Annotated in this window: 16 protein-coding genes and 1 pseudogene; 1 reads left to right on the forward strand and 16 read right to left on the reverse strand. The window is 57.8% G+C overall.

The annotated features are described in order from the left end of the window. Nucleotides 1-2: 2 nt before the first annotated feature. The 9 genes from fliN to fliF all read right to left on the reverse strand — a co-directional run bounded on the left by fliN (nt 3) and on the right by fliF (nt 8,418). Nucleotides 3-416 (reverse strand): flagellar motor switch protein FliN, encoded by a 414-nt coding sequence (gene fliN / locus ACNQ0T_RS00185; RefSeq protein WP_003859592.1) that lies wholly within the window; start codon nt 414-416, stop codon nt 3-5. Beyond that, on the reverse strand, nt 413-1,417 hold the full coding sequence (gene fliM, locus ACNQ0T_RS00190; protein ID WP_006811158.1) for a flagellar motor switch protein FliM: 1,005 nt from the start codon (nt 1,415-1,417) through the stop codon (nt 413-415). Before fliM ends, fliN begins: the two co-directional genes overlap by 4 nt. 4 nt (nt 1,418-1,421) lie before the next feature. Further along, nucleotides 1,422-1,892, reverse strand: a complete 471-nt coding sequence (gene fliL, locus ACNQ0T_RS00195) for a flagellar basal body-associated protein FliL (protein ID WP_003859598.1) — start codon at nt 1,890-1,892, stop codon at nt 1,422-1,424. A gap of 106 nt (nt 1,893-1,998) precedes the next feature. Further along, complete coding sequence (gene fliK / locus ACNQ0T_RS00200; RefSeq protein WP_417929330.1) at nt 1,999-3,213, reverse strand: flagellar hook length control protein FliK; 1,215 nt, start codon at nt 3,211-3,213, stop codon at nt 1,999-2,001. Further along, on the reverse strand, nt 3,210-3,653 hold the full coding sequence (fliJ, locus tag ACNQ0T_RS00205) for a flagellar export protein FliJ (RefSeq protein ID WP_006811155.1): 444 nt from the start codon (nt 3,651-3,653) through the stop codon (nt 3,210-3,212). Before fliJ ends, fliK begins: the two co-directional genes overlap by 4 nt. A gap of 21 nt (nt 3,654-3,674) precedes the next feature. After that, nucleotides 3,675-5,045, reverse strand: coding sequence for a flagellar protein export ATPase FliI (gene fliI / locus ACNQ0T_RS00210; RefSeq protein ID WP_032624018.1), 1,371 nt, complete (start codon nt 5,043-5,045; stop codon nt 3,675-3,677). Continuing rightward, nucleotides 5,045-5,752, reverse strand: a complete 708-nt coding sequence (fliH, locus tag ACNQ0T_RS00215) for a flagellar assembly protein FliH (RefSeq protein ID WP_199126782.1) — start codon at nt 5,750-5,752, stop codon at nt 5,045-5,047. The genes fliI and fliH overlap by 1 nt, the downstream gene beginning before the upstream one ends. Beyond that, nucleotides 5,745-6,743 carry a flagellar motor switch protein FliG gene (gene fliG, locus ACNQ0T_RS00220; protein WP_003859608.1) on the reverse strand — a complete coding sequence of 333 codons (999 nt, stop codon included), beginning with the start codon at nt 6,741-6,743 and terminating at the stop codon, nt 5,745-5,747. Before fliG ends, fliH begins: the two co-directional genes overlap by 8 nt. Further along, complete coding sequence (fliF, locus tag ACNQ0T_RS00225) at nt 6,736-8,418, reverse strand: flagellar basal-body MS-ring/collar protein FliF (RefSeq protein ID WP_022648549.1); 1,683 nt, start codon at nt 8,416-8,418, stop codon at nt 6,736-6,738. The genes fliG and fliF overlap by 8 nt, the downstream gene beginning before the upstream one ends. A gap of 228 nt (nt 8,419-8,646) precedes the next feature. On the opposite strand from fliF, the gene fliE reads away from it, so the two are divergent. Further along, a complete protein-coding gene (gene fliE / locus ACNQ0T_RS00230) occupies nt 8,647-8,961 on the forward strand; it encodes a flagellar hook-basal body complex protein FliE (protein WP_353416558.1) in 315 nt (104 codons plus the stop codon). Between the two features lie 26 nt (nt 8,962-8,987). Here fliE and ACNQ0T_RS00235 read toward each other — a convergent pair whose 3' ends face one another. From ACNQ0T_RS00235 to ACNQ0T_RS00265, 7 genes and pseudogenes are all read right to left on the reverse strand, one after another. After that, entirely contained in the window at nt 8,988-10,283 is a 1,296-nt protein-coding gene (locus tag ACNQ0T_RS00235; protein WP_063843716.1) for a tyrosine-type recombinase/integrase, read from the reverse strand. Between the two features lie 45 nt (nt 10,284-10,328). Continuing rightward, the gene (locus ACNQ0T_RS00240; protein WP_014070846.1) at nt 10,329-10,574 is read right to left on the reverse strand and encodes an excisionase family protein; all 246 of its coding nucleotides are present in this window, start codon (nt 10,572-10,574) and stop codon (nt 10,329-10,331) included. A 108-nt stretch (nt 10,575-10,682) separates the two neighbouring features. Then, nucleotides 10,683-10,955 (reverse strand): annotated as a pseudogene (locus ACNQ0T_RS00245) (DUF550 domain-containing protein); the annotation flags it as partial. Between the two features lie 57 nt (nt 10,956-11,012). Beyond that, complete coding sequence (locus ACNQ0T_RS00250; protein WP_417929331.1) at nt 11,013-11,252, reverse strand: DUF4222 domain-containing protein; 240 nt, start codon at nt 11,250-11,252, stop codon at nt 11,013-11,015. Beyond that, complete coding sequence (locus ACNQ0T_RS00255; RefSeq protein WP_417929332.1) at nt 11,215-11,727, reverse strand: SAM-dependent methyltransferase; 513 nt, start codon at nt 11,725-11,727, stop codon at nt 11,215-11,217. The genes ACNQ0T_RS00250 and ACNQ0T_RS00255 overlap by 38 nt, the downstream gene beginning before the upstream one ends. Beyond that, complete coding sequence (locus tag ACNQ0T_RS00260; RefSeq protein ID WP_417929334.1) at nt 11,727-11,945, reverse strand: TraR/DksA family transcriptional regulator; 219 nt, start codon at nt 11,943-11,945, stop codon at nt 11,727-11,729. Before ACNQ0T_RS00260 ends, ACNQ0T_RS00255 begins: the two co-directional genes overlap by 1 nt. A 97-nt stretch (nt 11,946-12,042) precedes the next feature. After that, nucleotides 12,043-12,279 carry a hypothetical protein gene (locus tag ACNQ0T_RS00265; RefSeq protein ID WP_323786674.1) on the reverse strand — a complete coding sequence of 79 codons (237 nt, stop codon included), beginning with the start codon at nt 12,277-12,279 and terminating at the stop codon, nt 12,043-12,045.

Below are 12,279 nucleotides of genomic sequence, written 5' to 3' on the forward strand. Positions count from 1 at the left end.
ACTTAACGGCTCAGGCGACGCATACGTTCGGAAGGGGTAATGATGTCGGTGATACGTACGCCGTATTTATCGGCCACCACCACTACTTCGCCCTGTGCAATCAGGTAGCCGTTGATCAGAATATCCAGCGGCTCACCCGCTAAACCGTCAAGCGCCACCACGGAACCCTGCGTCAGGCGCAGCAGCTCTTTAATAGTCATGCGGGTGCGGCCCAGCTCAACGGTCAGCTTGACCGGAATGTCCATAATCAGGTCGATGTCCTGTAACGTCCCGCTGACGTCGCCGCCGCCTAACTGCTGGAAGACCGCGTCTGCCGCGCTTTTCGTCGGCGTCGTTTTTTGCTCGTTTAACGCGTCAGCCCACAGATCGTCCAGTGCTCCGCTGTTTTCATCGGACGGATTGTTCATGTCACTCATTTGGGCTGTTCCTCATTCAGCGAATTCAAAATCGGGTTGATCAAGTGCTCAACGCGTAACGCATACTGGCCGTTAATCGTGCCGTACTGGCTTGTCAGCACGGGTACGCCATCCACATGGGCAATAATGCGGTCGGGTTTATCTATCGGCAAAACGTCGCCGGGTTGTAATTTCAGGATCTGCGATAACCGCATGGAGATGTCGGCAAAGTTAGCCACCAGCTCCAGCTGCGAGTGCTGAACCTGGCGCACCAGGTTCTCACGCCAGTTCTGATCTTCATGGCGTGAGTTCTCCAGCGGCGGGTTCACCAGCAGTTCGCGTAGCGGTTCAATCATGCTGAACGGCAGGCAGATGTTGAACTCGCCCGTCAGGTTGCCGATCTCGACGTGGAACGGGGTGTTCACCACAATGTCATTCGGTGAAGTGGTGATGTTGGTAAACTTCACCTGCATCTCGGAACGGACGTACTCCACTTCCAGAGGGTTAATCGCTTTCCACGCGTCGCTGTAGGATTCCAGCGCCAGCTTCAGCATGCGGTTGATAACGCGCTGTTCGGTATGGGTAAACTCGCGGCCTTCCACTTTGGTCGGGAAACGGCCATCGCCACCGAACAGGTTGTCCACTGCGATGAATACCAGGCTTGGCGAGAACACCACCAGGCCGGTACCGCGCAGCGGTTTCAGATGGATCAGGTTAAGGTTGGTTGGCACCGGCAGGTTGCGGGCAAACTCATGATACGGCTGAATGCGGATCGCACCGACGGTGATATCCGGGCTACGACGCAGCAGGTTAAACAGCCCCATTCGGAACTGACGTGCGAAACGTTCGTTGATGATCTCCAGCGCCTGTAAACGCTCGCGCACCACGCGACGCTGGGTATTGGGATCGTAGGGACGAATATTATCGTCGCCGGTCAGACCCGGCTTCGGATCGTCACTCTTATCGCTGTCGCCATTGAGCAGCGCATCGATTTCTGCCTGAGAAAGAATACTGTCGCCCATGTCGTTACCGCAGAATGAAGGCTGTATACAGAACGTCAGTGACTTCCTGCTTAGGTTGGCCGTTGACCAGCGGGGTCGCCAGCGTCTGTTTGATCGCATCGACCAGCTTTTGCTTGCCCACATCGGTGGCGAGCGCGGAGGCATCCTGACGAGAAAACAGCAGCAGCAGACGGCTACGCACTTCTGGCAGGTAGTCGTTCAGACGTGCACGGGTCGCTTCATCTTTCAGACGCAGCGTAATGCCCACGTAAAGCACGCGATCCGCATCGCCGAGGTTCACGGTGAATGTATCCAGCGGGTAGAAGACCGGCGCCGGTGGAGGCGGCGCTTCAGCTTTGGCGGCTGCGCTGGAGGGTTCCTGCTGCATACGCCAGTAACTGTAGCCTGCGGTGGCGCAGGCCGCGAGGGTAATCAACACCAGCAGCGGGATCCAGATGGAACGCTTGCTTTTTTTGGTGATAGCGGAGTCTGTCATCTGATACGAGCTTCCTGTTTCGGTACAGCTTAATACGGTGATTATCCCGTGTCCGGCTTAGGTCAAAGCGTGGAAAAGACGGGGATAATCACGTTACCTCTGGCGTTTAGGCAAAGATGTCTACGGCACGGCTGCCGCGCGCGGCGGATTGCAGGGCGGCAGGGGTTGGCAATAACTCTTCGCTCTCCTCGTTAAACCCGCCATGCTGGCCTGAACGCGAAGCATGCTGTTGTTGCCCGGATGAAGATTGCTGCTGCCCGGCAAAGCCTTCGCTGCTGACGCTGCTTTGGGAAAGCTGAATGCCGTTTTCCGCAAGCTGCGTGCGCAGGATCGGCAGGGCCGCTTCCAGCGCCGCACGAACGTGGCTGTGGGGCGAAACCATCTGCAACTGCGCCTGGTTGTCATCCAGCTTAAGCGAAATTTGCACCTGACCCAGATCTTCCGGGTGCAGGCGTAGCTCTGCGGTCTGTTGGCCCTGTCTGGTGAACAGGGTGATGTGCTGGCTTAGATTCTGCTGCCATTCGTGCGTGCCCAGCGGCTGGCTTAACACCGGCGCGGTCGCAACGGTAGCGGCAGGCTGGGGGGGTGCCAGGTGACTAACGATCGGGGCCAGCGTCGCGGTTGGGCTGGCGGCAGACGACGCCGTGCTCACTACGTCCTGCTTCTCCGCGAGGGCGGCAACAGCTGGCGTAACGGCTGCCGTGGCGGGCAGCGACGTGTCGCTGTCCTGAACCGACGTTTTTTCCTGACCCGTTAACGCATGGCTAAGCGGCTGATGCTGGCCGTTGTCCGTCTGGGCTAGCGCAGAGGGGAGGGCGGCACGAGGGGCGACCTCCCCGGTGCTTGCTGGCTGCGTCGCCATTGGGGTGGTAGTCTGCTGGTGCGGTAACATCGCCATCAGCGCGCTTAACCCGGCCAGCTCCTCTTCTTCAGTCGTGGTCTCGCTGTTTGCTTTCGCGTCCATCCGGGTCAGCGCCTTCAGCGCATCCGTATTCGCTGCGGGTTTCAGGCCGGAGACGAGGCTTTGCAGGGAGACGGCGGTATCTTCATCAGTCAGGGTCTCCTGGCGCGAGAGCAGCTCGGCGATTTTGGCCTGGAGCGTGGTATCACCGTTTTTTTCCTGTGCCGCTGTCGACAGCTTGCTTCCCGCCGCTTTCAGATCGGCCAGCGTCAGCGGAGCATCTTTGCCTTTGCCGGTGGTCTCGGTCAGCGCGCCCGCCAGCAGAGAGAGAAAATCTTGCGCGCCCTCAGCGCCTTTTCCGGTCAGCGTGCCGCCGGACGGGTCGCTGTCGGTCATCAGCAGTTGTTGCAGTGTGATCATTCTGGTTTCCTCATTGATGCGCGCTGGGCAAACTCATCCATTTTTTTCTGATCCAGACGGTTTTCCGCCAGGGTCGAGGCTGCAATCTGCCGGTCCTGTAAGGTTTGCCAGGCCTGCAACCGCTGTTTTTTCTCGCGCCAGAAATTCAGCGCGGTATCGACTTTTTGCGTCCACTGGTTAAGCTGCTGGCGATGCTGCTCAATCGCCTTTTCCAGCGTCTGGATAAACTGCTGATAGTTAATCCAGCGCTGGCTACCAATGCCCTGCGTCATGTCGGTGTTAAGGTTGGTGCGATATTCATGCTGATAGTCGATTAACATCTTCAACTGTTCTTCAGCCTGCTGGCACCCGCGTCGCATTGCGCCAAGTTGCAATGCGGCATCATCAACTTCTTTTTCAGCCAGATCTTTCAGCGTTGATAACGCGCTGTTCTGCGCCATGACCTTCGCCCTCCACCTGTGTTACACCTGCGGGAAAATCAGCTCCAGTGCCTGGAGGGAATCTTCCCAGTCGGCGCGTTCAAAAATACCCTGTTGCAGAAATGCCTCCAGCTGCGGCCACAGGGCAATCGCTTTATCGAGCATCGGATCGCTGCCTTTGGCGTACGCCCCGACGCTTACCAGATCGCGGTTGCGCTGGAAGCTGGAGAGCAGTTGTTTGAAGTTACGCACGCGGGCGTAGTGTTGCTCGGTGATCAGGGCCGTCATCGCACGGCTGATCGAGGCTTCAATATCAATCGCCGGGTAGTGCCCGGCTTCGGCCAGACGGCGCGACAGCACGATATGTCCGTCGAGGATCGCGCGCGCGGAGTCGGCAATCGGGTCCTGCTGGTCATCGCCTTCGGTCAGTACCGTATAGAACGCGGTGATGGAGCCTCCGCCGCTGATGCCGTTCCCCGCGCGCTCAACCAACGCCGGGAGCTTGGCGAAGACCGACGGCGGGTAACCTTTGGTGGCGGGCGGCTCGCCGATGGCCAGCGCAATCTCACGCTGCGCCATCGCGTAGCGGGTCAGGGAGTCCATAATCAGCAGCACGTGCTGGCCCCGGTCGCGGAAATCCTCCGCGATACGCGTGGCGTAGGCGGCACCCTGCATACGCAGCAGCGGTGACACGTCCGCCGGGGCGGCGATCACCACCGAGCGGGCGCGACCCTCCGCACCAAGAATGTTTTCGATGAAATCTTTGACTTCGCGACCACGCTCACCAATCAGGCCGACGACGATGACGTCCGCCTGGGTATAACGCGCCATCATGCCGAGCAGGACCGATTTACCCACGCCGGAGCCGGCAAACAGCCCCATACGCTGGCCGCGTCCCACGGTGAGCAGGGCGTTAATCGGCCGCACGCCGGTATCCAGTACGTGCTCGATTGGCGTGCGTTGCAGCGGGTTAAAGGGTTGGGTGATCAGCGCGCCGGTTTCGGTTGTATCAGGGGAGGGCAGGCCATCGAGCGGTTTGCCGCTCCCGTCCAGCACGCGGCCCAGCAGCGCCGGACCGAGCGGGAGCTGTTTGCCGCTTTGCAGGCCGTCACCGCTGATGTTTTTCGCGTAGACGCGGGCGCCGGGCAAAATCCCTTCCACTTCCTCAAGGGGCATCAGAAACAGTCGCTGGCCGTTAAACCCGACCACTTCACTTTCCACTTCACGCGTCTCACTCCCGTCCTGACGCTCAATCACGCAGGTGGCGCCGAGCGGAAGTTGCAGACCCGTGGCTTCCAGGACCAGACCGGTGGCACGCGTCAGGCGTCCATAACGACGAACGGATGGCAGCTGCGCCATCTTCGTTTCAAAATTATCGAGCGTGTTAAGCCAGCGCGTAAGGCGAGCGGTCATCAGACGACTCCCGGTGCCGCCAGGCGGCACAGTTCCTGCCAGCGGGTCGCGACGCTGGCATCCAGATCGCCCTCATCCGCCGAGACCTTACAGCCTCCGTGATGGAGCGACGGATCGCCGCGCAGCCGCCAGCCGTGCAGGCTCAGCGTCGCGCCGAGGCTCTCTTCCACGCGCTGCAAATCATCAGGATGCACGCGCAGTTGCGGTTTGCCGCTGAACAGCGGCTCCTGCTGGAGCAGCCCCTGGATTTGCTTAATCAGCGCGGCGTTATCCACGACCGGCGTCTGGCCGATCACCTGACGGGCCGCCTCCAGCGCCATCTGCATCAGGCGCGAGGCAATCACGCTGTCCAGCGCATCCAGCGTGTGCTGAAACTCGCTCACCAGCTGCTGCATGCGGGCATGCAGCGGCGCCTGCTGCTGGCGCGCCTGCTCAATGCCCTGCTCTAAACCTTTCGCCAGCCCTTCCTGATAACCCTGTGCGTGCCCGGTCTGACGGCCTTCGTTCATCCCGGCGTTGAAGCCCTGCTCGTGCGCCTGCATTTGCATCTGGGCCAGCATCTGGGCGCGCTGTTCCTCTTCACTCAGCTCGGGCACGCCCGCCCCGGCGTCGCCCTCATCGGACAACACTATGGCAGGGGTGAACTCTGCGGTGGGAGGGGAGAGGTCGTCAGGCGTCCAGCGCTTCCACGACAGTTCATCAGACATAGGTGTCGTCTCCGCTGCCAATCACCATCTCGCCGGTTTCTGCCAGACGACGAACAATAAGCAGGATCGCTTTCTGTTCGTTCTCCACCTGAGACAAACGCACCGGGCCACGGTTGGCCAGGTCGTCGCGCAGGATATCGGCCGCACGCTGGGACATGTTGCGCAGGAACTTCTCGCGCAGCGGCTGCTCGGCGCCTTTGAGGGCGATAAGCAGGGACTCCGAATCCACTTCCTGAAGCAGGCGCTGGATGCTGCGATCGTCCACTTCGACCAGGTTTTCGAACAGGAACATCTCGTCGATAATTTTCTGCGCCAGTTCGCCGTCGAACTCGCGCACCGCCGTAATAACCGCCTCTTCCTGCTGCGTTTTCATCAGGTTGATGATTTCCGCTGCCGTTCTCACGCCGCCCATTTTGCTGCGCTTGAGGTTCTGGCCGTCGAGCAGGTTGTTCAGCACTTCGGTCAGCTCCGCCAGCGCGGCTGGCTGGACGCCGCCGAAGGTGGCGATACGCAGCATCACGTCGTGGCGCAGGCGCTCGTCGAACAGCGCCAGAATATCGGCCGCCTGGCCCCGTTTGAGGTGAACCAGAATGGTGGCGATAATCTGCGGGTGCTCGTCGCGAATAAGATCGGCGGCGCTTTGCGGCTCCATAAAGTTGAGCGTTTCGATCCCGCTGGCGGTGTCGCGCGTTTCGAGAATATCTTCCAGCAGGCTGGCGGCGCGTTCTTCGCCCAGCGCCTTAACCAGCACGGAGCGCAGGTATTCGTTGGCGTTGACGTTGAGCGCAGCAAACTGCTCGGCTTCCTGCTCAAACTCCGCCAGCACTTCGGTCAGCTGCTTGTTGGAGATCTGGCGCACGTTGGCCATCGCCGCGCTGAGGATTTGCACTTCTCGCTGAGAGAGGTGTTTAAACACCTCCGCCGCGCGATCTTCGCCAATGGTCATCAGCAGGATGACGCTCTTATCGGTGCCTGTAAGCGTATTACTCATGTTCGTTACCCATCCAACCGCGGATGACCAGCGCGACGACGCGCGGATCGTTATCTGACATTTCGCGAATGCGCTGGCTCATCACCTCTGCGCCCATACGCTGGTTAGCACGGCGCTGCTGCATCTGTTCATCTTTGCTGAGACGAACTTCAACCGCTTCTTCCTCGTCCGGACGCGCGTTCTTCTGTTCCAGCGCAGCTTTTTCGGCTTCAGCGCGACGCTGAAGCTGAGGACGGACACCCTTACGCCACAGCAGCCACGCGACAATCAGCACCAGCAGCCAGCGGCCTGCGGACATCAGCTGATCGAAGAACGCCTGCTGTTGCCAGAACGGCAGTTCGCCACCGGTCTCATCCACCGGGTTGAACGGTGAGTTCACAACGTTGAGGGTATCGCCACGTTTTTCAGAGAAGCCCATCGCTTCGCGTGTCAAATCTTCGATCTGCTTCATCTGCTCTGCCGTGAGCGGCAGCGGTTTACCGTCCGGCAGCGTTTTGTAGTTCACCACCACGGCAACAGAGAGACGCTGAATATCGCCCGTGTTCAGTTTGGTATGGCGGATAGTCCGGTCGACTTCGTAGTTGGTCGTTTCGTTACGGCTGCTGTTACGCGGGCCGGCACTGTTCGCGGTCGAGGTCGTCTGCTGATTCGTTTGCTGACCGTTCTGCGGGTTGGCCGGCGGCGTGGAGATTGGCGCGGCGTTGGCAGGCGCAGGCTGGTTAGAGAGCGCACCCGGCACACCACCAGGATACTGGCCACCGACCTGTTCCGTCTCATTGATCTGACGCGAGCGTAACACGGCGCGAGAAGCATCCCCGTTCGGGGCGTACTGCTCTTCGGTCTGTTCTTTATTCGAGAAATCAATCTGCGCGGTGACCTGCGCATGTACGTTGCTGTTACCCACCACCGGGCCCAGAATAGCTTCGATACGGCGCTGGAGACGGCCTTCCACGTCGGCAGCGTATTTCAGCTGGGCGTCGTTGAGATCGCGCCCGGCGGTGTTGGACTGCGTCAGCAGGTGACCGCTCTGATCCACCAGCGTAACGTTACCCGGCGGCAGACCGGCTACCGCACTGGAGACCAGGTGCGTGACGGCGCTGATCTGCCCTTCATCCAGCGCACGGCCAGGTTCGAGGTTAACCGTCACAGAGGCAGAAGGGGACTTTTGTTCGCGGACAAACAGGGACGGCTTAGGCATCGCCAGGTGCACGCGGGCACTTTTCACCGGGCCTAAGGTTTCAATCGTACGGGCCAGCTCACCTTCCAGCGCGCGCTGGTAGTTAACCTGCTCGCTGAACTGGCTGATGCCGAATTTTTCCTGATCCAGCAGTTCAAACCCAACCGCGCCGCCTTTCGGCAGCCCCTGCTGGGCGAGACGCAGGCGAAGCTCGTGCACTTTATCTGCCGGCACTTCAAGCGCACCGCCGTTATCGGCAAAGCGATACGGGATGTTCATCTGGGTCAACTGGGTGACGATGGCACCGCCATCCTGGTCGGAAAGGTTGCTGTAGAGCGTGCGGTAATCCGGGCTTTTTGCCCATAAGACCATCGCGACAACGATCGCAATGGCGGCAGCGCCTGCCACAATCAACGGGATCTTAGGGTTGGCGCGAAGGCGGTTCATCCACTCGAGTGATTTATTCTGCGGCGCTGTCGATGCTGCTGTCGCACTCATTGCGCACCTCTTAAATCCTGGTGGTTTACGTTATTCGTGTAGAGAAACAAAACTGACTCCCGGGTCGGCAAACACGACAAAAGTTCCATACTGATGGCCCTGCCATTATTTGATGATTCGGGATTTTCTATGCGTCAAATAACCTGGTTTTTTAACGCTATTTACCGCCATTATCTTATTGACAAGCTGTTAGTCTTGACCTCATAAAAAACCATCCAGGGGAGAGTCATGGCTATACAGGGCATTGAAGGGGTACTCAGTCAGTTACAGGCGACGGCGATGACCGCCCGTAATCAGAGCGTAATTGACCAGCCGCAGGGCATTAGCTTCGCCGGTCAACTGCATGCGGCGCTGGACCGGATTAGCGATAAGCAAAACGCGGCCCGTACCCAGGCTGAGAGATTTACCCTCGGTGAACCCGGCGTGGCGCTCAACGATGTGATGGCCGATCTGCAAAAAGCGTCGGTGTCATTGCAGATGGGGTTGCAGGTGCGTAACAAGCTGGTGTCGGCGTATCAGGACGTGATGTCCATGCAGGTTTAGGTTGTCTAACCTAATGATAATTATAATTAATAACCATCCGATCCTGTGGCGTGGGGCATGGATGGGGCAAACTCACTCAATTTCTGGTTGAGGATAAGTACCTGGTCCTGGTTATTTTCAGCCATCCAGGATCCATATACCCGATAAACCATTTGCGCGTCGGTGTGTCCCATTTGCTTCGCGATGAAGTTAGGGTTAGCACCGGCAGCTAACGACCAGCATGCATAAGTGTGTCGGGATTGGTATGCTTTGCGATAGCGAATCCCGGCGCGCCGCATTGCTGCCTCCCATGACTGGTTAATCGACCCCACAGCGTAATGATGCCCAGCACGGCCATTACGCGCAGCGATCTGTGGGTTGAACACGAAAGTGCACGGATGCACATCAGTACGACCATACTCGCGCAGTTTCACTTCAACCTGGTACTGCTTGCCCAGGCGTGTTAATTCGGCCTGCCTCTTCAGCACGTCGATCGCTGGCTGAATGAGGTTGATGATGCGATCCGTTCCGGCGTCCGTTTTCGGAAGGGTGAACTCCTTCGTCAAAGTATGGTTCCGGCGGATGATCATCGTGCCTGCTTTCAGGTCAATATCTTCCCAGGCAAGAGCTACCAGCTCTCCGTGACGTACTCCGGTATAAACTGCCAGCGACCACATGTTTTTCAACTGCTGATGAGTGCATGCGTTAATCATCCGGATGAACTCTTCTCGCGTCAGTGGGTCAGGCTCAGTGCGTGCCCGTTTGAGCTGAGAAATACCATTAAACGGATTCGCTTTTACATACCCGCTATCAGCTGCAAAGTTAAACATACCTGACATGGTTCTCATGTAGTTGTTCACCGTTCTGACAGAGCGCCCTTTCACCGGTGTTTTCTGTCCTGTCTTCAGGACGTGATAACCGGTCAGCAATTCCTTTCTGATAAACAGCAGGTCTTCCTGCGTCACCGCTGAAGCCAGTCTGTCTCCGCCTATCCTTGGCACCATGTTGCGCGCTATTGATGTATAGCGAGACATAGCGTTGGTGCTGATTTCCATGCGCTTCAGTTCAAGCCACTTCTTCGCCAGTTCCATCACTGTTATTTCCTTACTCTCCACCCCGAATTTCTTCAGGTTAGGCGAGTCAGGAAACTGGGCGGCATAGTTGAAGTTGCCGGTCTTTATCGAAAAGCATACCGACGCGCGCAGCTCGCCAGCGACCTTTCTGTTTTTTGGTGTATCCGGCACGCCGAGGCTTTCACGCACCCGGCTGCCTTTATAGATGAACCATATGCGGAGCGTACCGCCATGGTTCTCCACGCCTGTTGGGTATGCTGACTTAGCCATTATTCCCTCCTGACGTCCAAGAGCCCGCTAAGCATAAACGGATCTTCATTGGCGCGCACCCGGCTGTTTCTTTGACATGCTCTCAACCCACTGGTCGACAGCCTTTCGGTTGTACATGCATTCGCTGTTTTTCTTCGGCACGCCGTCCGGTGAGACGTGAAGGTATTCCCGTCCTACCATCCAGCATTTTTTGCGGGCCCGCTCGATAGTGCCCGGGCGAAGGCCGGTAATCTCGACGAGCTTTTCTTCTGTTACCCAGTCGTTGGGCACGATCAAGGTCATTTCGCTCATGGGTGTCTCCAGGCAAAAAGAGGCCCGGCGTACCGGGCAAAAGGGATAACGGAGCAGTGCTTTCGCACCCAATAGCCAGCTCATAACTGGCTATCAGTTGCGTCATGGTTTGATGTGAAGGCGCGGTTCGCCGTCTTTCGGTTCCGGCCACTGACGAGCCATATTCACCTTTAGCTTTTCTTCCAGCGCCGCGGTGATTTGCTCATCGGTGATACCGGCGCGCCGCTGCGCGTCCCACAGCAGAAACTGCATATCAGCCCATTCACTGAGGTCGCCAGGATCGGCTGCAGCTTCCAGCGCCTCTTTTGAAAGGTGTTTCAGCGGTCCGATGGGACCGACGTTGCCGAAGGTCTTTTCTGACCATTCAGCGTGCCGCCGCCGGATCAGGTTTCTGGTGAACTGTGATTTCTTCGATTCGTAAGGTTTCACGCTCTCTCCTCATGCCGCACGCTGGGCACGCAGCGATTTAATGTGCTCGCTCGTCTCCAGTTCGGCGCGTATCTGCGCAGCCTCACGGTGATCGAGGTGCTCAAAGTAATTATTGAATCGGTCGATTGAAGCGGTGTTTATCCGGCCCTGTCGCCAGTAGCGGACTATCTGTGATGTGCTGCTGTGGATGATGACGGGCCAACCGTGCTGGTCAACGTAAATCTGACCCCGTTGAATTAGCTGGAACATGTGCACCACCTTTGACGAAAATCACCCAGTGGGTTTTGTCTGACTTGCCGGTGCGCTGCCAGATGACCGGCTTTTGGTCGGTCAGCGCCAGGATATTGCTAACCGGGATCTGAGTTTCGTTCCATTTGAAGATGAGTACGCCGTGTGGCCACAACACCCGGAATGCCTCTGAGAACCCGGATCGCAAATCATCGCGCCATGTTTCTTTGTTGAGCCGCCCGTACTTTTTACCCATCCACGCGTTATCGCCGACCCGCTCGAGGTGCGGCGGGTCGAACACGACGACAGGAAAAGTGTTATTAGCAAAGGGAAGAGCGCGAAAATCGGCAATAAGGTCCGGACTAATGACCAACTGGCGACCGTCGCAAAGCTCATGCTGTTCGGCGCGGATATCACTGAACACGGCGCGCTCGTCCTGCTTGTCGAACCAGAACATGCGCGACCCGCAGCACATGTCTAAAATTGACTGCTGCATTACAGCCCCCTTTGCTTTTTCTTCAGTTCGATAACACCCTGGCATTCCGCGCACGTCTGGCAGCCTGGAACGACAGCGCGCCGCGGCGCCGGGATATCCTCGCCGCATTCTGCGCAATGCTCTGCTGATACGGCGTTGCGGTCGAAGCGGTGAGCGGAAAGGGCAGCGTTACGCTGAAGCTCTTCTATCTCTGCTGCTGTGTCGATGATATCGGCCATGGTCAATGCTCCCGGAACTGTCGGTTAATTCGGTTGAAGGTGAACGCCAGCAATAAAAAAGGCCGCGATAGCGACCTGGTGATTAGTGCCTTCATGCTTACCCCCTCTTGATATAAGCCACAGGAATGTGTGTGCATTCATATCCAGAAGAAAGGAGTTCTGCGTACACTTTATCGACAACGCGCTTGTCTCGATTGCACTGGTGAGTGCCGCCGCGTTTTGATTTGAAATACATGCCATCTTTCGTAAGCCAGTAGTTATCCAGCAATACCTCAGCGCCATTTCGTGGGGTGGTAATGTCGGTCAAAGGGAATGGCTTAATGAATTTTTCCAT

The organism is Enterobacter cloacae complex sp.6700776, assembly GCF_048284255.1.
GTDB classification, from domain to species: Bacteria; Pseudomonadota; Gammaproteobacteria; order Enterobacterales; family Enterobacteriaceae; genus Enterobacter; species Enterobacter intestinihominis.

What these genes read in the sequence shown, in the direction of transcription:
- fliN (WP_003859592.1), bottom strand. Translation starts at nt 416, where the DNA reads ATGAGTGACATGAACAATCCGTCCGATGAAAACAGCGGAGCACTGGAC.
- fliM (WP_006811158.1), bottom strand. Translation starts at nt 1,417, where the DNA reads ATGGGCGACAGTATTCTTTCTCAGGCAGAAATCGATGCGCTGCTCAAT.
- fliL (WP_003859598.1), bottom strand. Translation starts at nt 1,892, where the DNA reads ATGACAGACTCCGCTATCACCAAAAAAAGCAAGCGTTCCATCTGGATC.
- fliK (WP_417929330.1), bottom strand. Translation starts at nt 3,213, where the DNA reads ATGATCACACTGCAACAACTGCTGATGACCGACAGCGACCCGTCCGGC.
- fliJ (WP_006811155.1), bottom strand. Translation starts at nt 3,653, where the DNA reads ATGGCGCAGAACAGCGCGTTATCAACGCTGAAAGATCTGGCTGAAAAA.
- fliI (WP_032624018.1), bottom strand. Translation starts at nt 5,045, where the DNA reads ATGACCGCTCGCCTTACGCGCTGGCTTAACACGCTCGATAATTTTGAA.
- fliH (WP_199126782.1), bottom strand. Translation starts at nt 5,752, where the DNA reads ATGTCTGATGAACTGTCGTGGAAGCGCTGGACGCCTGACGACCTCTCC.
- fliG (WP_003859608.1), bottom strand. Translation starts at nt 6,743, where the DNA reads ATGAGTAATACGCTTACAGGCACCGATAAGAGCGTCATCCTGCTGATG.
- fliF (WP_022648549.1), bottom strand. Translation starts at nt 8,418, where the DNA reads ATGAGTGCGACAGCAGCATCGACAGCGCCGCAGAATAAATCACTCGAG.
- fliE (WP_353416558.1), top strand. Translation starts at nt 8,647, where the DNA reads ATGGCTATACAGGGCATTGAAGGGGTACTCAGTCAGTTACAGGCGACG.
- ACNQ0T_RS00235 (WP_063843716.1), bottom strand. Translation starts at nt 10,283, where the DNA reads ATGGCTAAGTCAGCATACCCAACAGGCGTGGAGAACCATGGCGGTACG.
- ACNQ0T_RS00240 (WP_014070846.1), bottom strand. Translation starts at nt 10,574, where the DNA reads ATGAGCGAAATGACCTTGATCGTGCCCAACGACTGGGTAACAGAAGAA.
- ACNQ0T_RS00250 (WP_417929331.1), bottom strand. Translation starts at nt 11,252, where the DNA reads ATGTTCCAGCTAATTCAACGGGGTCAGATTTACGTTGACCAGCACGGT.
- ACNQ0T_RS00255 (WP_417929332.1), bottom strand. Translation starts at nt 11,727, where the DNA reads ATGCAGCAGTCAATTTTAGACATGTGCTGCGGGTCGCGCATGTTCTGG.
- ACNQ0T_RS00260 (WP_417929334.1), bottom strand. Translation starts at nt 11,945, where the DNA reads ATGGCCGATATCATCGACACAGCAGCAGAGATAGAAGAGCTTCAGCGT.
- ACNQ0T_RS00265 (WP_323786674.1), bottom strand. Translation starts at nt 12,279, where the DNA reads ATGGAAAAATTCATTAAGCCATTCCCTTTGACCGACATTACCACCCCA.